A 16444-nucleotide genomic window follows, 5' to 3' on the forward strand; every position below is an offset into this window, starting at 1 on the left:
CGGCAAAATGGTGGAAATCAAAGTGGGGAAAAACGCCTGGTGGCGTTCTTCCCCACTTCGTTCCTGGTCAGACCAGGGGAAATGCTATTTAGTTGTCGCTCGTCTTGCGGGAGCGGGCGAACAGCAGGAGTGCTCCGGCTACCAGGAGACCGCCAGCAACATACAGCACGGTCGTGCCAACGCCACCGGTGAAGGGCAGTTCAAATCCGCCGTTGGAGGGGACGTTCTTGACTGCGAGGTCGATACCGACCGAGGTGGTGGTGGAGTTGACCAGGAAGGAAACCGGCTGGGCCAGCAGTTCGTAGCCAGTCGGTGCCTTGGTCTCAACCAGGTAGTAGGTGCGGTAGTCCGGGGTGCCCGGAGCTACGGCCGCGCCGTTGGCCCAGTCCGAGTAGCGCAGACCGGAGATGGTCAAGGTGCCGTCAGCAGCAACGGCGAAGACAGTCTCGCCGTTGAGTACGATCGGGTTGGTTCCTGCCTTGGCGTCAGCTTCATTTGCGTAGACCGAGAATTCGGCACCGGTCAGTGCTGCGCCGTTCTGGTCGACCTTCTGCAAGGTGATTTCGCCCCACTTGGTGACAACGGGGGGTGTAACAACGGGACCGCCGGGCTGGCCCGGGGTGACGTTGAAGCTGGCAGCGTTCGGGTAAACCAGGGCTTCGTTCTCGATTTCACCGATCTTGTTGACCGTGGTGTTCACAACAACCTGTACCTTGGTGTCGTTGTGAGCTGCAAGCAGGTCGCGGCCTGCCTGGGTGAAGACGACCGACACGGTGTTCGTGGCGGAATCGAACACCACGTTGTAGTCGGTGCCCTCGGTCAGTACGGTGCCATCCACCAGAGTTGCGCTAGCGCCGACGTACGTGAGCTTGGCGTCGAGCTGGTCAACGATCTTGTAGCCATCGATGACGGTTTCGTTGGGGATGTCACCTGTGATGGTGAAGTCGATCTGGTCGCCGAGCTTGATGTCTTCGGCGTCCTCGACGGTCTTCGTGGCCCCGGTGATGGAGTTCTTCGGGTAGACGTTGACGTCGTAGATCCAGTTGTCCTTGTTGTCCGGATCCGTCATCGGTACGGATACCAGGAACGGAGCGGACGGGGTTACGCCTGCCGGGTAGCCCGTTTCCGTGACAAGGTACAGGCCCACAGGAAGGTTTCCAAAGACGGCAGTGCCGTCTGCCGCGGTGGTCTGGGAGGTGCCAGCACCGAGCGTGTAACCGGCGCCGGTGATCGAGCCCGCAGCGTTGCTGGCGTCGAAGACGTTGCTGAGGTTGTTCGCAGCGTCCCAACCGGCATTCGAGGCGAGGTCGATGGTGTTGACCTGCTGAATGGTAAAGGTGATTCCTGCCAGCGGAGTCAGGCCGGTGGTGTCAGGGGCTACAAGGTTGTTGCCCCCACCGGTGTTCGAGCCGCCGTTGTGACCGCCGCCGTTGTTGCCGCCGCTGGTGCTTGTTGGCTTTTCGTACTTATGGATGGTGATGGAACCGATTTGGTCCCCGTCCACCACGGGCGCAGCTGAGGCTGGTCCTGCTGTGAAGGACATGGCCAGAATCGCCCCCGCTGCCGTGGTGGCGGCGGCCTTCCAAAACCGCCGGTTGCTCGGAATACTCACGTGTATCTTCTTTCTTTTGTTTGGGTGGTACGGATGCTCGGTAAAAAAGTTGTGGTTCCGGATCTTTTGGTATCCGAGGAATGGTTCGCCACCGTCGTCGTCGCTGGTCGACACGACACCTCCGCCGTCGCCTTGCCCCAGGGGATACTGAATTGGACGTCGGCCAACAGATTGAATCCCCTGAGGGGCTGAAGTTTCCTCGAGCCAGTACACCCACGGGGTGATTCCGTCTCGCTGGTACTTGTTACAGGCCCCTGGCGCCCCATTGCGTCGTTGTGGATTGCCCGGCTGGAATCGGGAACACCGGCAGAGTTGGCTGATCCACCGATCTTCTCGACGGGCACGTGCTCCGGTGCCCGGCGAGTAGTGGAAGTCGCCTCTGCCACGGCCGTTACGTCCGTGGCGCGCTCGGCCGGTACATGTGAATGTCCTTCCTTTCCTCCCAAAGACTCATGGCCTCTTTTCAACCGGGACCCGACTATCGGTCCCGGACTTAAGTCAGTGGTGACACCGATTCGTGTTGGCAGTTGGCGTGTGATTCTCATCACAGCAGCGTCCCGCCCCGGCCAGGTTGGGAGGCGGCCGCAGGGGGGAGTGGATTGCCTCACCGGGAACGTTCATCCGAGGGGGACAAGATTTGTTTGTGCACGGCTCATATGGGGTAAGTGCAGGCAATTCCTTGATCGTGATGCAATTCCTGAAATCTGCCCGCCACCTTGCGCCAACGCCTATTCGGCAAATCCTGAACCTCGCTGGAACAGGGTGTTGCCGACAATGGGATGCCGGTCTGGATTAGCCCCCAGGGCACCACCAGCATGGAGGCGGAACGATGCCTGGGAAATCCGGGTTCGGTCCCGCATCAGGCGATTCACCAGCAGAACAGCGTCATAACTACTGGCCAGTACGCACTTCCAAGTATGAAGATTTCGCTTGCTCATCTGCGCCCTGTCAGTAGCGATCCGGCAAGACTCAGGGAACGCTGGAAGGTTGCAAGCCGATCTGGCGGCTGGCGGTTCAACGATTGGTGGGTTCCGGAAGTCGAGGCATTGATCCAAGCCAATGTTGTTGGTGCCTCGTTGGGCGCCGCCGCCAGGCAGCTGGGGACGGCCCGGGCCTACAACGGCGTCGGAATCGGGGAGACCATGCTGGATTTCAGGGCCTTCTTCGCAGCCGCGGATCTCCCGTCCGATGAGGACTCCATGCAAGCTCTTGTGGAGGGCTGGGTTGCTGAGAACGAACACCTTGAGGATTTCCCGAGCTGCACGGACATAACCAACGGGCTGGTTGCGGTCTCTCATTTTGAAATGTTGGTCAAAGGGCTGTCCACGGGCAGCAAAAGCATGCGGGACGAGGTAACTCTGGTGACCGTTTACCTGGAATGTAGCCACAAGCGTCCTTTGCCCTGGTTGCTGACAGTGGAGATCGGACTGGCCTTTGGGGCTGAGCTCTCCCCTGTGCATGCCGTGGGCGCCGTACATGAGGCCGAAGTTCACGTCATCTTGCCCAGGTCGGATATCGGTTATTCCGCTCTTATGCGCTTCGTGGGCATGGTGGAGAAGCTGGTGTCCAAGGGGACCCACGTTCGTGTGGGGTTCCGCGATGTGCCTGATAGCCCCGAACAGGGTTTGTTCGGCGGTCGAAGGTCCCGCTGAGCCGGGGCGGTGCCTACGTGTCCCGGGAATACGAGGCTGCTGGCGACACATTGCCCGGCCGCACTGGGGCCATGCGGTCCAGCCCAGAACAATTTGAGATATCGCATCACGAATCTGTCTGTAACCGCACTCCCCTCTAAAAGGGGGTCTGTGGGCTTGCACGATGAATCTGGCTTGATGGTTGACAGTGACGAACAGCTAATCGCGAGGGTGCGACGGGGGGACAAGGTTGCCTTCGAGGTCCTTTACGGACGCCACGTCGGGGTGGCGGAATACATCGCTGCGAATTTGGTCGACAACTACAGCGATGCGGACGATGTCGTCGCCGAGGCTTTCGTCGCTGTCTACCAACACTTGCTGGCCGGAAAAGGACCCGACACCCTGTTCCGGGCGTATTTGCTGACAGTTGTCCGACGCATGGCTTTTGCGAGAAACCGGTCAGCGTCCAAGGTCCAAGCCAGGGGTGATCTGTTCGCACTTGATACCGAGTCTTTCGATGCCGACCCGGTTATGGGGGAATTTGAGAGCGGTGCCGTGGCTGCAGCGTTTCAGTCCCTTCCGGAACGCTGGCGCGCAGTACTTTGGTATGTCGATATTGAAGGCCTGAAGCCAGCGGCAGTGTCCGACATTCTCGGTTTGTCACCCAACGCTGTGTCTTCCCTGGCCTTGCGCGCACGGGAAGGTCTCCGAAAGGCATACCTTCAAAGCCACGTAAGCGACGCGGTGGCGGCGGAATGCGAACCTTACGCAGGCATGCTCGGGGCTTATGTGCGTGACGGGCTGAGGAAGTCCGCGAAGCAAAGAGTTCGAAGCCACCTCGAATCCTGTTCAAAATGCACGGCAGTTCTAGCGGACCTCGACGATATCCAAGGTGCCATGCGGGCAGTAGTCTTCCCGATGGTAGCCGGAATCTCCTTTACTGCCGCTGGCCAGATCCTCGCCGGGGGCGGGTCAACCTTGCTCGGCAGTTTGGCTCCAAAGGCCATGGTGCTTTTATGGAAAGCCGGAGCCGCGATGGCCTCTGTCGCTGTGGTGGCAACTGGGGCCACGATCGTATTGGGAGGCGCTCTCCATTCCGCCTCGCCCAGTCCCACAGCGGAAGCTCCTGTTGTATCGGCCGCCCCCACCCCTGTCCTCATCCCAAGCGGGCCAGTCATGCCGAGCGGCGAAACCGGGCAAACGGCTTATCCGGTTTCACCCCAAGAGCCGCGGGAACGAGTCAACGGTTTGCCTCAAACGGAAGGGTCCGCCGCAGAATCTGTGACGCCCTTGCTGGAACTTTTTCGACCCAGGGTGGGAGCCGTCAGCCGGGCAAACCCATCTTTCAAGCCCACGCGACCGACCCCGTCATCCTCCTCATCCGCAACGCGCATGGCGGAGCCTTCGGCGACGCCAAGTCCAAGCGAAACGGCAACTTCATCTGCCACGCCAACCCCACCTGAATCGGCAACACCTACAGCTACCGCTACCCCCTCGCCGGAGTCACATGTCGTGGCCACCTTTGACGCGTTCCCCGGAACCACAGCCTCCGAAGCCGATCTGAAGATCACGTTCACGGTCGCCGGGGGCGGGCAAGGACCCGGAGAAGTCACGTTTAGCCTGTCCGAGGGTGCACGCATCATCCCCGGCAAAACCATCGAACCAGCAGAGTGGAAGTGCTCAGCTTTTGACGTAAATTCCCATAGTGTTCGCTGCACTACGGAGGCTGTTGTGCCAGGAACGATGGAGTTTTGTCTAGGAATATCCCGGCCCAATGAATCAACCAGGTTGGACTACCGGTTCACCGGCCCCGGCATCGAACCATTTTCCTCTTCCAGCACGTTCTAGAAGCCGGGATCCATCAAGGCGACGACCAGGACCACAGCTACCGGGCACAGGAGAGCTTCGCGTTACAGCGTCAGGTACCGGCAACTGCCTGGAAATCGGCCGGCACGGTAAGCCCCGCGCTGGTTAATGGTGGAGTGCATTCATGGGGACTCTGCAAGATTGGTGGCTCAACTCCCGGGAGGCGGCTAGTCTGGCCTCAACCGTTGTGGGGGAGTGAATATGGAACCAATCATCGTTGATGGTGGCAAGGGGACGGTCGAGCTTGACGCTCGCGGGTTTCTGCAACTCGTCTGGAAACCAGGGACCGCGTTGGTGGCCGATGATGTGCACGCAGCCATGGCAAAGGTCAATGAGGTCGCCGAAGGTGGCGAGTACCCGATGCTGATCGACATATCGAACACGCAATCGGTGACCCGTCAGGCTAAGTCCGTTTTCAGCACCCGATGTGCTGCTTCGCGGATTGCCTTGCTTGGCTCGAACCCGGTCAATCGTGTGATCGCGAATTTCGCCATGGCAAAGCGTGCGCTTCCATGTCCCACTCGTTTTTTCACATCCCGTGACGAAGCTATGGCTTGGCTCCTCAATCCTCGGTCCCAGTGATCCCTCGCGGGCCGGCGGACTCCTGATTGTGCTGGGCCTGGCGCCCGGTGGGTTGCATCAGAACAACGGCCATGGCACCGCTGGCGTCCCTCCGCCTGGTGGCGGAAACCTGGCCGTCAGCCGCAACCGGGCGGACCGCGCGGCCAAAGCATCGATCTCTTCGGCACTGAGCAAGTCCGCGAGGTCTTTTCCCAGACCCCCGTTGAGTGCGTCACTGACACGCTCGACGCCGTCGTGTTCCTCGGCGGTGAGTGCATCTCCTATCCATCCCCACAACACCGTGCGCAGCTTGTGGTCGCTGTGAAAGGTGAGTCCATGATCCACGCCGTGGCGGCGTCCGTCCGCCATGGCCAGGATGTGGTTGCCTTTACGGTCAGCGTTGTTGACGACGACGTCGAACACCGCCATGCGCCTGAGCGCAGGCGTGTCTTCGTGAATGAGGGCGACAGTCCGTCCGTTCCCATCCTCTCCTTCGAGGACTTGTTTCCAACCAGCCTGCGGAACCTGGTCCGTTGCGACCAAGTCAACGGCACTTTGGGCTGGGTCTTCCTCCTGCCAGAGCTGGACCATTCCTTCGCCTAAAGGACCGTCGCGGAGCCAGGTGTGCGGCACGATGTCCCAGCCCAGGACCTGGGAGACCAGATAGGCTGCTACCTCCCGGCGGGCGAGGGTGCCGTGGGGAAAATCCCACAGCGGACTTTCACCTGCTACCGGCTTGTAGACCACTGACACTTCACCGATGCTGCCAAGGAATGTCGCATTCGAGGCTGACGTGATCCGGCCAGTGAGCGTCAGCTCTGCGGTGATCAGGTCGGACGCCGGCATCAGACCTCGGGAAGGGTGCAGATGTGGCCCTCGGGGTCTTTGGGGTAACCGCAAATGATGCACGTAGGACGACCGGCGGCGACAATCTCACGAGTGCGCTTGGCGAAGGCGCGAGCGGTTCCGACCGGCATTCGCACAAGAAGCATTTCCGGTTCGCCGGAATCGAATCCGTCAAGCGGTTCGTCGTCCTCATCTGCATCGACATCGGTGATGGGGTATGCCTCGATGACAACCTGGGCGGTGGTCGGATCCCAACCCAGGCTCATTGCGCCGGCACGGAACTGTTCCCGCGGAGCCTCGAGGGGTTCGTCGTCGTCGAGTTCGACGGGACTGCTCGTCGGAACGCTGAAGGGGTTGCCCTTGACGGTGATGAGCTGATCGAGGATTTCGTCGATTTTCTCAGCGAGCTGTGCCGACTGCTGTTTCTCCAGGGCAATACTCACGATCTGCGTGCCCGCACGCACCTGAAGATAGAACGTGCGCGCCCCCGGGGCACCGATGGTGCCAATGACAACCCGGTCAGGCCAGGCAAACTCGTGAACACGCGTAGGCATGCCGCTATTTTATGCACATCAGGTTCATGGCGTCTTCTGGCCCGCCCCGCCGCCTACCGGTGCATCGCCGGAACGGAGGCCTTTCGCCAGCCAGGACAGATCACCAGCGTCCGTGTTGGTTGCGTAGACCGTCGGTCGGCTGGCGCCGTAATGCACGATTGATACCGAGGCAGGGCCCACGTTAATACGCTGGAAAAGGTCCAGGTGCATACCGAGTGCGTCGGCGAGAATTGCCTTAATGATGTCGCCATGGCTTACTGCCACCCAGACAGCGCCCTGCCCGTTTTCCGCTTCGAAAGCGGCGTCATGGCGTCGGATCGCTGCCACCGAGCGCGCTTGCATCGCGGCCATGGATTCGCCGCCCGGAAAAACGACGGCGGATGGTTGCGTCTGCACGGACGGCCACAGTTCCTCGGTGGCGAGATCACTAAGCGCGCGGCCTTGCCACTTTCCGTAGTCGCACTCGGTGAGATCGTCATCGACTGGCGCGGCGGGCCTGCCGGGCTGGCGATCGATGATGAACCGGGCGGTCTGCAGGCAGCGCTCAAGAGGGCTCGATACCACTCCGGCCAAAGGCACTGACGCAAGGCGGTCTCCGGTCGCAGCAGCTTGGTCGCGCCCAATTTGGTCCAGTCCAACTCCGTGGGTCCGGCCGGCCAGCAACCCAGTGGCATTGGCCGTGGTGCGGCCGTGCCGCACGAGAATAACTGTCGCCATCCACCCAGCCTATATACCCGCTGCTTTGAGGCGTGGGTTTCCGGGCAACATCGGCGCAAGACGCGACCATATCTTGTCTCTCGCCCGTCACTTCCTAGGATGGGGGTATGGAAACTGATGAGCAGAACGAGGACTTCCAGCGTCTTCACCAACTGATTATCGGAGCCGATGACATCAAGGCCTTCCTGGACGGTGTCACCCGGTACGCGGCAACCACCTTGAGCCGGGCCACGGGCGCCAGCGTCGAATGCGCTGTCACGCTATGGCGACGAAAGCGGGCGCTAACCATCGCAGGCAGCAGCGATGAGGCGATCCTCCTTGACGGGGTGGAGCAGTCCCTGGGGTATGGTCCGTGCGTGGAATCCTTGAAGAGCATGCGGCCGGTGCTGTTGGCGGACACCGGCTCGGACACCCGCTGGCCCGAGTACTGCACAACCTTGGCGGCCTCCGGCGCCCGCAGCGTGCTCGGCATCCCGCTGGCTTTGGGCGAGGACGCATCGGCGGCCCTGAACTTTTTCGCGCCCGAAACAGGACTTTTCACCGAACGTGCCATCGAGGAGGCCACGGTCTTCGGGGACATGGCAGGGCAGGCATTGCGGCTCGCGCTGCGCGTCGTCACCGCCGACTTGTTGGCCCTTGACCTGAAAGCTGCGATGGACCACCGGACTGCGATCGACCTGGCATGCGGGATGATCATGACCCAAAACCACTGCACGCAAGAGGAAGCCTATAACTTCCTTACCACCGCTTCCCAGCACCGGAATGAGAAGGTTCACGACGTCGCCGTGGGCATCATCAAAGGTTTCTCCGGCAGTGAGGGCCGTGCTTCAGCCCACTTCGAAGACTGAAATTCTCCGAGCGTCCTAGGTGGAGAGCTAGAGGGATGGAAATGATTCAGACGTGGCGGGGAACAGGGGATCCAGTGCTTGCGCGCCGTCTGTGGCGGGGACCAGGCGGGAAAGGCACTTTCCGCGCGCTGCCTCGATGAACCCCTTGAACAGGCCGGTTTCCTCCGGCAGCTCTTCGGGGTGCCACTGCACACCGACGGTAAACGTGGAGGCCGGGTGCTCTATGGCCTCAACTATGGCGTCATCGCTCCACGCACTGGCAATGAGGCCTTCTCCGAGCTCATCAACCGCTTGATGATGCGCCACCGGGACAGTTTTCAGCCCCTGCCCGATCAAACGTGCCACAACTGATTCCGGCCGCACTTGCACTGGAATGGTGTTGAAGGTGTAACCACCGGCCTGATACCTCGAGTGCCCAGTGACATCGGGAAGATGCTGGTGCAAGGTGCCGCCGAGGGTGACATTGAGCAACTGCTCACCCCGGCAAATGCACAGGAGTGGAAGGTCTTGGCGGATGGCTTCGAGGATCAGGGCCTGCTCCCAGGCGTCGCGCTCCACATGCGGAGGGTCGGTCTGTTCGTGGGGCGCCTGGCCGTAGAGTGCCGGGTCCACATCCCAGCCGCCCGGGATCACCAGGCCATCCAGTCGGCCGACCAGAAGCTCAACTGCCCGGGGACCCGTGGGTTGAGGGGGCAGCATCACCGGGAGGCCGCCGGCTGAAATGATCGGGGCAAGGTATGTTTCGGGAAGGAATGCCGCATCCACCTGCCCGCAACCTTCTGTACCGGCCGGTTCAAGGTAGGTGGTCAGCCCGATCACGGGTTGCAGGGTAGCGTCTGTGTTTTCCACGGGGTCCTTCCAGGGGCTTATCCGGATTAAGTCTAGGGCGCAGGACGCGTTTACGTGTTTCGGTTGGGTGAAAATCCCGCGTCACAACGATCACGAAGCGCAGTGGCCTTAATCGCGACGCTCAGACTCAATTGGCACGACGGCGAAGCGTCGGTTCCGGAGCGACGGAACCTTGGCCCGGACTTCTTTGATCCTGTCCGGAGACAGCTCGGCGGCGATGACTCCCGGCGCTGCGCCGGCGTCGGCGATGACAACGCCGAAAGGATCCACTGTGATGCTGTGGCCTGTGGCCAAGGGACCTGACTGGTTTGCCGCAACAACGTATGAGGTGTTCTCGATGGCGCGCGCCCGGACCAAGGTGTTCCAGTGCTCTACCTTTCCGGGACCTGCGATCCACATGGCAGGCAGCAACAGGACATCGGCCCCGGCATCGATCAGGTGTCGGGCGCTTTCCGGAAACCGCAGGTCATAGCAAGTAAGCATCCCCAGCCGCATGCCTCCCATGTCAACCAGCGTTGGCCGGGTGATCGGCCCTGGGGAGATTCCCGAGCTTTCCCGGTAACCGAATGCGTCGTACAGGTGGACCTTACGGTATGTAGCGGTCACGTGGCCGCGGGCGTCCAAGGCCACGAGAGTGTTATACGGGAGCCCGGCCGCGTTGGTTTCGGTCGTTCCCACCACTACCGGCAGGTGCAGTGCCGCGGCATATTCTGCGATGCCGCTGATGAACGGACCGTCCAGGGGCTCGGCAACTCCAGCAAGAACGGTCGGCGGCTCATTGCTTGCGTAGAGGCTTGATTCAGGAAGCACCAGAAGATCTGCACCGTCCTTGGCGGCTGCGACCATCATCATCCGAATCCTGCCGAGGTTGGACTGCGGGTCCGTCCCCGCGCTGAATTGACCTGCAGCGATTCTCATAGGAAAAGGGTGCGCCTTGACTCCATGGCAGTGAACCCCGGGGAGCTTCAGCCCACACCGTGGCGTTGCAGCCACATCTCGAGGATCGCCAACTGCCATAGGACGTTGCTGTTCACCGGCGTCCGTCGGTGATTGGGTTCTGCCAACAGGCTTTGGACATAGTCCGGGCGGAAGAGCCGGCGCTGTTTTGCTTCCGGGGCGTGGAGGGCGTCTTCGACCATGGTCAGGAACGGCTCCTCCAGGTGCTGCAGAGCCGGCACGGGAAAGTACCCTTTGGGACGATCAATGACCTCGTTGGGAAGCAACCGACGACCCAGGTCCTTGAGGATTCCCTTGCCGCCTTGGGATGTTTTGAGTTCTGGGGGGCAGGAGGCTGCAAGTTCCACCAGGTCCTGGTCGAGGAACGGAACGCGGGCCTCCAGCCCCCAGGCCATGGACATGTTGTCCAGGCGCTTGACTGGGTCATCGATCATCAGCAGGTGCGTATCGAGCCGCAAGACCGCATCCACAGCAGATTCAGCACCCGGCGCAGCGAGCTCTGCTTGGAGCAGGCTGCCGCTGACATCAGCGTCGCAATACCACTCAGGTTCAAGGCACTCCACCACTTCCTGATGGGACCTGTCAACGAATGCAGACGTGAAGCACGCGTACGCCTCTGCGCGGCGTGCAGCAGCAGCAGGTTGGTGGTAGCTGTAGCCGCCGAATACCTCATCGGCGCCTTGGCCGCATTGGACTACCTTTACATGGTCTACAACAGTCCTGGACAGCAGGTGGAATGCCGTGACGTCGTGGCTCGCCATCGGTTCGGACATGGCGGAAATTGCGCCATCGATGGCTGGAGCGAAATCCGACGTGTTGACATGCAGTTGCTCATGCCTGGTACCAAAGGTTCGGGCGATTAAATCCGAGTACTCAAATTCATCGCCAGCAGCACCACCCACGGCGTCGAAGCCAATACTGAACGTCGATAGATCACGCTGACCCTCATCGGCGAGCAGGGCTACCAGGAGGCTTGAGTCCAGGCCGCCGGAGAGCAGGACTCCGACAGGCACGTCGGCCACCATGCGTCGCTTTACCGCAGTTCGCAGGGCATCGTGCACGGCGGCCTGCCAGTCGGTGGCGCTCCAGCCGGCAAACTGTTCCTTCCGGGTGTACTCCGGTTTCCAATAGCGGTAATCCTGGGATCCTCCGTCAGGCCGGATGACGCGCATGGTGGCGGCGGGGAGTTTTTGCACGCCCTTGAGGATGGTCCGGGGGACCGGGACAATCGAGTGCCAGCTCAGGTAATGGTGGAGTCCAGCTTCGTCGATGTCGGTATTGATGCCACCTCCGGCCACCAAGGCCGGCAGCGTCGATGCGAATCGGACGCCGTTGGCGGTGTGGGCGATGTAGAGAGGTTTGATTCCCAGTCTGTCCCGAACCAGCAACACCTTCTCCTGGGTTTTGTCGGCCAAGGCGAAGGCAAACATTCCGACGAGGTGGTGTACGAATTCCTCCCCCCATTTCATGTATGCCTTCAGGATGACTTCAGTGTCGCTGTGCGAGCGGAAATGAAACTCCCTCTCCAGCTGTGCGCGGAGCTCGCCGTAGTTGTAAATGCACCCGTTAAAAGTGAGTGCGAGTCCTTCCGACTCTTCGACCATCGGCTGGGTCGCCGCGTCGGTGAGGTCGATGATACTCAGGCGCCGGTGCCCGAATGCCACCCAGCCCTGACTCCAGGCACCGGCATCGTCGGGGCCCCGATCCACCATGGAGTCCATCATTTTCTCAACAAGAGCGCGGTCCGCCCGCACTCCATGGAATGCGATTTCACCGGCAATGCCACACATGGCCTATTCCTTGTCCAGACTGTTCCGGTTGTGTGGTTCCTCGCGGACCACCCTCACGGTGTCCAAGGAAGGGTCAGCGGGATCAGGAAGCACCATGCCGGCCTTGACTCCACTTCTCAGATACTCCATCGCCGCTTTGTTTATCAGCTCACCCGGCAGCAACAAAGGAATTCCGGGCGGGTAGGGGGTCGCCATTTCCGCGGCGATACGTCCCGGGGCTTCGGCGGCAGGTACTACCTCCACAGGTCCGAAGAAAGCATCCCGGGGAAGCATGACTGTCTTGAGGTATAGATCTTCCTCGTCCGGGATGATGACCTTCACGGGTTCCGGCATACCAGGGGCAGCGTCGACCAGCTTGCCCAATCCGTCGAGCAGCCATCCAGCTGTTTCAGCGTCATCCGAGACCGAAATGACGGCCTCGATCCGGCGATGGTCCGTCGTGGCCATGTCCAGCCTGCAGTTGGCGCGAAGCCAGTCAGTGGCCTGGAACCCCGAAATTCCCAAGCCGGAGACATCAATGAGGATGTGCAGAATATCCAGGTCATGGGACGCTTCCTCACGCACAAGCTCGTCTTCGAGTACATGAAGTCCGCTCAGCTGGTCTATATCGGTCCTCAGCTTTTTCGCCAAGGCCAGGGCGCGGTCGATCATGGAGTGGCCCGACTGGACCATCTGGCGGCGCCAACCGTCGATGGCCGCGTACAGCATGACGTTGGCGCTGGTGGTGGAGAGGACATCTGCGCATTGGTTCAACCTGACCGGATCCACCAGGCCTCCTTGAAGGTGGAACACGGATCCCTGTTCGAAGCCAAGCCCCATTTTGTGCACGCTGACAACACAGATATCGGCGCCGGCAGACATGGCCCACGTGGGGGTGTCCTCATGGAACGGCAGATGCGCACCCCATGCCTCATCCACGATCAGCGGTTTGCCCCGCTGGTGGCAGATCCGGGTAATGGCTTCGAGGTCGGCGCAGGTCCCGTAGGGCGTAGGGCTAACGATCACGGCCGCTGAAGCATCAGGGTATCGTTGCCACATCTCCTCCACCGTTTGGGGGGAAGGCGGATGCGCCAGCTTCAGGTCGTTATCCCACTGCGGCCTGATCCACCGCGGCTGCAGTCCGGACAGCACCAATCCGGACGTGACGGATTTGTGGGCATCCCGGCCAATGAGCAGTTCTCCAGTACCGCGGGTTACCGCAAGGATTGCAGCCTTGACCGACAAAGAACTGCCACACGTGGAGAAAAACGCCTTGTCCGCTCCGACCGCCTCCGCCATGAGGGACTCGGCATCCGACAGGTACCCGTTGGAGGAGGAACGGTCATCCAACCCTGAGCTGACTACCACATCGGAGCGGAAGCTTTGCTCGCCCAACACGGCGAGAACGCGGGGATCGACTCCGCGGCCCTGCCTGTGGGCCGGTGGCGTGTACCCGTATCTTTCCAGCTTCTGATGTTCGGCCAGGGCTTCGAGTACTGGCGCGTCATTCTGGTCCATGTGTCCTCCTGCATCATGGCCGCCAAGGGCGTCGCATTGATACGGCGGGGCTGGATGCACAACCTCAACTCCAGTCAATAGTAAGCGTACTTACTATTTGCCGGCAATACCTGTCGCCTTGGCATTGCTTCGCCAGGTGCGGGTGTCGGGCGCCAAGCAACCGGCGCGCCATGGAGGAGGGTGGTGCTGTCCAGTTCTGGCTAGGCCGGGAGCTCCAGCTGGAACCCGCACTGGCACCGCAGCACTTTGGTCCCGACATTCACCGCCGGAGTCTCCTCCGGGGGCAGTTCCGTGGACAACGGGGCATAGATGCTCTTCGTGTTCGTCCCCAGGATGGGCATGGGTTCCCCGCAGTGGAAGTACTCGCCAGCGAAGCGGAGGAGTCCATCAAAGGATTCCTTCCTGTTCAGCGTGGCGGCCACGTCCCGGAACCGCGCAACATGTTCATAGTTGGCCTGGCAGGTTTGGCACAGGTAGCCAACCCGGACGTGGAGTTCACCCTGATGGGGCGGAAGGGACTCGATGGAGGTGATGGCAACGCGCTTGCTGGTTCCGCAATGAATGCATCCGACGGGACGCGCATCGGTGGTCAGCGAGGGAACGCGGGGGCCTGTGATCCCATGCATGGTTGCTCCATCGTTAGGTGGGGCTGCCCGGACAGGACCGGGCAGCAATGCGAACTCTTCGTCCCACATACAAGGAAAACATTAGTAAGGCTGCTTAGCAAGATGTCAGTTCTTGAAGGTCGCCGAAATTCCGCTGACGCCCGTGCGGCGTGTGATGATGCCCTGGGCGACGTCGTGGAGTTTCTGGTTCTGGTTTTGAGAGGCCTTGGTCAGAATGTCGAATGCTTCGTCCTGGGTGCAGTTGCCCTGGGCGATGATGATTCCGCAGGCCAAGTCGATGACCGTCCTCCGGGCCATGGCGGCCTTCAAGTCCTCGGCGAGCAGGTCCGCCGTCGAAATCCTGAGAGCAAGCCGGAGGGCTTGGGCCGCGATATCGGCGAACTCAGTGCCTTCATCGATCGCAGCGTTGGTAAACACTCCGGTTTCCGGGGCAAAAAAGTTCAGGGCTGCCGAAGCGTCGTCGCCCAAGCTGAGCGGGATGCCCAAAACGCTTCGTACGCCGGCGAAAGTGAGGTCCTTGCAGTACTGGGGCCAACGGCGGTCCGTTGTTGCATCGGCAAGGAGTACTGGGGCTGATATTTCCAACGCTGTCTGAGCGGGACCATCACCGATGCTCTGTTCGATGCCGTCCATGAGGATTGCGTTTTCGCTGCTGCCTGCGATGGTCGTCGCGCGTTTCCGCCGCCAAAGTGTCACCGCGCATTCCACCCGCACCCCGGTGGCCCTGCTTAATGTCGCTGCCGCATACCGGGTCATGCCGTCAATGAACCCCTTGACGTCGGGAGTGCCGGTGATGAGTTGGTGGAGTCGTTGAAAATCGCTGCTGTTCTCGTCAATGGCCACGCTGGCCATCCTGAAAACACTGGGTGAAGCCGGACAAGCTTTCTACCTCCTGGGTACGAAAGGAGGCGCCGGGCTTCTTCAGCGCAGAATTATGGTACTACGCCAAAATGGTACTACGACAAAGAAGTGGGGTTGGGGGGGCTTGGTCCGAAGTGGCAGACGCCGCCGCGTCGGCCGCGGAATCAAGGTCTACAGTAGTCCTATGGCTGCCAGCCGCAATCCGCTTGATGACCTGCGTGAAACCATCGGTCATCTCGCCAACCAGCTCAAGCTGCCAGGTTCCGAACGCGTGGACGACCTGGTGGGCGATCTCGTCGGTGCCAGGCCTGGGCCTGCACGCCCATTGTCCGAGGTACAGGCTGAACTCGATGCGCTGGTGGGACTGGAAACGGTCAAGGAACAGGTCCGGGGCCTCGTGGCATTACTCCAGGTCCAGGCCCGCCGGAAGGCACACGGACTGCCGGAGGTTGCAACATCACAGCACCTCGTATTCCTGGGGAACCCAGGTACGGGCAAGACGACCGTGGCACGTCTGCTGGCCGAAATGTACCGTGCGGTCGGTCTGCTCCAGAAAGGCCACCTGGTGGAGGTGGACCGTTCGGGCTTGGTGGGGCAGTATGTCGGGGCGACCGCCATCAAGACGGACCGGGTGATACGGCGGGCACTCGACGGCGTCCTGTTCATCGATGAGGCCTACGCTCTGACCCCCGAGGAAGGCCGGATGGATTTCGGTCCCGAGGCAATCGAGGTCCTCCTCAAGCGGATGGAGGACCACAGGCACCGACTGGTGGTGATTGTGGCCGGCTACCCCCGGCTGATGGAGGCCTTTTTGCTCTCGAACCCCGGGCTGCGTTCCCGGTTTGCCCGCGAGATTACGTTTCCGGACTATTCAGTGGACGAGCTCGATACGATCTTCCATCAGATGCTTGCCCAGCACGAGTACACGCTGGAGCCGGGCGCCGACCAGATGTTGCGCCGTATCCTGACCGGTCTCCATGCCGGGGAAGACTCCGGCAATGCTCGGTTCGCCCGCACACTGTTCGAGCAGGCGCTCAATCGTCAGGCGCTGCGGCTATCGCACAATGAGGAACAAAGCCTGGACGCGCTTGATCGCGAGGCCGTCATGACTCTCACGGCTGATGACATCGTCGAGGCCGCGCTCGCCTTGGGCGAGGTCCCCGAGCCGGAGCCGGACCCGACGCCGGAAGCGGTTCAGCCGCGCTGGTGGCGCTGGCTCGCCTGATTCA

At 61.1% G+C, this 16444-nt stretch carries 15 protein-coding genes and 1 pseudogene; 5 read left to right on the top strand and 11 right to left on the bottom strand.

Annotation, left to right across the window (positions count from 1 at the left end; translation table 11 throughout):
* Positions 1-88 precede the first annotated feature (88 nt).
* On the bottom strand, positions 89-1612 hold the full coding sequence (locus tag AB0N72_RS01660; RefSeq protein WP_363931558.1) for a SpaH/EbpB family LPXTG-anchored major pilin: 1524 nt from the start codon (positions 1610-1612) through the stop codon (positions 89-91).
* A 917-nt stretch (positions 1613-2529) separates the two neighbouring features.
* On the opposite strand from AB0N72_RS01660, the gene AB0N72_RS01665 reads away from it, so the two are divergent.
* Complete coding sequence (locus tag AB0N72_RS01665; RefSeq protein ID WP_363931559.1) at positions 2530-3264, top strand: hypothetical protein; 735 nt, start codon at positions 2530-2532, stop codon at positions 3262-3264.
* 177 nt (positions 3265-3441) lie between these two features.
* Positions 3442-4089: pseudogene (locus AB0N72_RS01670) on the top strand (sigma-70 family RNA polymerase sigma factor); the annotation flags it as partial.
* A 407-nt stretch (positions 4090-4496) separates the two neighbouring features.
* Here the strand turns inward: AB0N72_RS01670 and AB0N72_RS01675 are convergent.
* Positions 4497-4691 carry a hypothetical protein gene (locus AB0N72_RS01675; RefSeq protein ID WP_363931666.1) on the bottom strand — a complete coding sequence of 65 codons (195 nt, stop codon included), beginning with the start codon at positions 4689-4691 and terminating at the stop codon, positions 4497-4499.
* A 619-nt stretch (positions 4692-5310) separates the two neighbouring features.
* Here AB0N72_RS01675 and AB0N72_RS01680 point away from each other — a divergent pair.
* Positions 5311-5691, top strand: a complete 381-nt coding sequence (locus AB0N72_RS01680) for an STAS/SEC14 domain-containing protein (RefSeq protein ID WP_363931560.1) — start codon at positions 5311-5313, stop codon at positions 5689-5691.
* A gap of 57 nt (positions 5692-5748) precedes the next feature.
* Here AB0N72_RS01680 and AB0N72_RS01685 read toward each other — a convergent pair whose 3' ends face one another.
* The 3 genes from AB0N72_RS01685 to AB0N72_RS01695 are packed head-to-tail and all read right to left on the bottom strand — an operon-like array spanning position 5749 to position 7787.
* Positions 5749-6516 carry an SCO1664 family protein gene (locus AB0N72_RS01685; RefSeq protein WP_363931562.1) on the bottom strand — a complete coding sequence of 256 codons (768 nt, stop codon included), beginning with the start codon at positions 6514-6516 and terminating at the stop codon, positions 5749-5751.
* Entirely contained in the window at positions 6516-7070 is a 555-nt protein-coding gene (locus tag AB0N72_RS01690) for a DUF3090 domain-containing protein (protein ID WP_363931563.1), read from the bottom strand. The genes AB0N72_RS01685 and AB0N72_RS01690 overlap by 1 nt, the downstream gene beginning before the upstream one ends.
* A gap of 24 nt (positions 7071-7094) precedes the next feature.
* Positions 7095-7787 (bottom strand): histidine phosphatase family protein, encoded by a 693-nt coding sequence (locus AB0N72_RS01695; RefSeq protein ID WP_363931565.1) that lies wholly within the window; start codon positions 7785-7787, stop codon positions 7095-7097.
* Positions 7788-7894: 107 nt separating this feature from the next.
* On the opposite strand from AB0N72_RS01695, the gene AB0N72_RS01700 reads away from it, so the two are divergent.
* A complete protein-coding gene (locus tag AB0N72_RS01700) occupies positions 7895-8635 on the top strand; it encodes a GAF and ANTAR domain-containing protein (protein WP_363931566.1) in 741 nt (246 codons plus the stop codon).
* Between the two features lie 27 nt (positions 8636-8662).
* On the opposite strand, the gene AB0N72_RS01705 is transcribed toward AB0N72_RS01700, so the two are convergent.
* From AB0N72_RS01705 to AB0N72_RS01730, 6 genes are all read right to left on the bottom strand, one after another.
* The gene (locus AB0N72_RS01705; protein ID WP_363931567.1) at positions 8663-9484 is read right to left on the bottom strand and encodes a gamma-glutamyl-gamma-aminobutyrate hydrolase family protein; all 822 of its coding nucleotides are present in this window, start codon (positions 9482-9484) and stop codon (positions 8663-8665) included.
* Positions 9485-9592: 108 nt separating this feature from the next.
* Complete coding sequence (locus AB0N72_RS01710; protein WP_363931568.1) at positions 9593-10402, bottom strand: carbon-nitrogen hydrolase family protein; 810 nt, start codon at positions 10400-10402, stop codon at positions 9593-9595.
* Positions 10403-10449: 47 nt separating this feature from the next.
* On the bottom strand, positions 10450-12231 hold the full coding sequence (locus AB0N72_RS01715; RefSeq protein ID WP_363931570.1) for an N-acetylglutaminylglutamine amidotransferase: 1782 nt from the start codon (positions 12229-12231) through the stop codon (positions 10450-10452).
* A 3-nt stretch (positions 12232-12234) separates the two neighbouring features.
* Positions 12235-13728, bottom strand: a complete 1494-nt coding sequence (locus AB0N72_RS01720; protein ID WP_363931571.1) for an ornithine decarboxylase — start codon at positions 13726-13728, stop codon at positions 12235-12237.
* Positions 13729-13928: 200 nt separating this feature from the next.
* Entirely contained in the window at positions 13929-14354 is a 426-nt protein-coding gene (locus AB0N72_RS01725) for a hypothetical protein (RefSeq protein ID WP_363931572.1), read from the bottom strand.
* Between the two features lie 105 nt (positions 14355-14459).
* On the bottom strand, positions 14460-15206 hold the full coding sequence (locus AB0N72_RS01730) for a GAF and ANTAR domain-containing protein (protein WP_363931573.1): 747 nt from the start codon (positions 15204-15206) through the stop codon (positions 14460-14462).
* Positions 15207-15399: 193 nt separating this feature from the next.
* On the opposite strand from AB0N72_RS01730, the gene AB0N72_RS01735 reads away from it, so the two are divergent.
* Positions 15400-16440: an AAA family ATPase gene (locus AB0N72_RS01735; RefSeq protein WP_363931575.1), complete on the top strand. Its 1041-nt coding sequence runs from the start codon at positions 15400-15402 to the stop codon at positions 16438-16440.
* Positions 16441-16444 lie beyond the last annotated feature (4 nt).

Source organism: Paenarthrobacter sp. NPDC089307 (assembly GCF_040685055.1).
Taxonomy (GTDB): domain Bacteria; phylum Actinomycetota; class Actinomycetes; order Actinomycetales; family Micrococcaceae; genus Arthrobacter.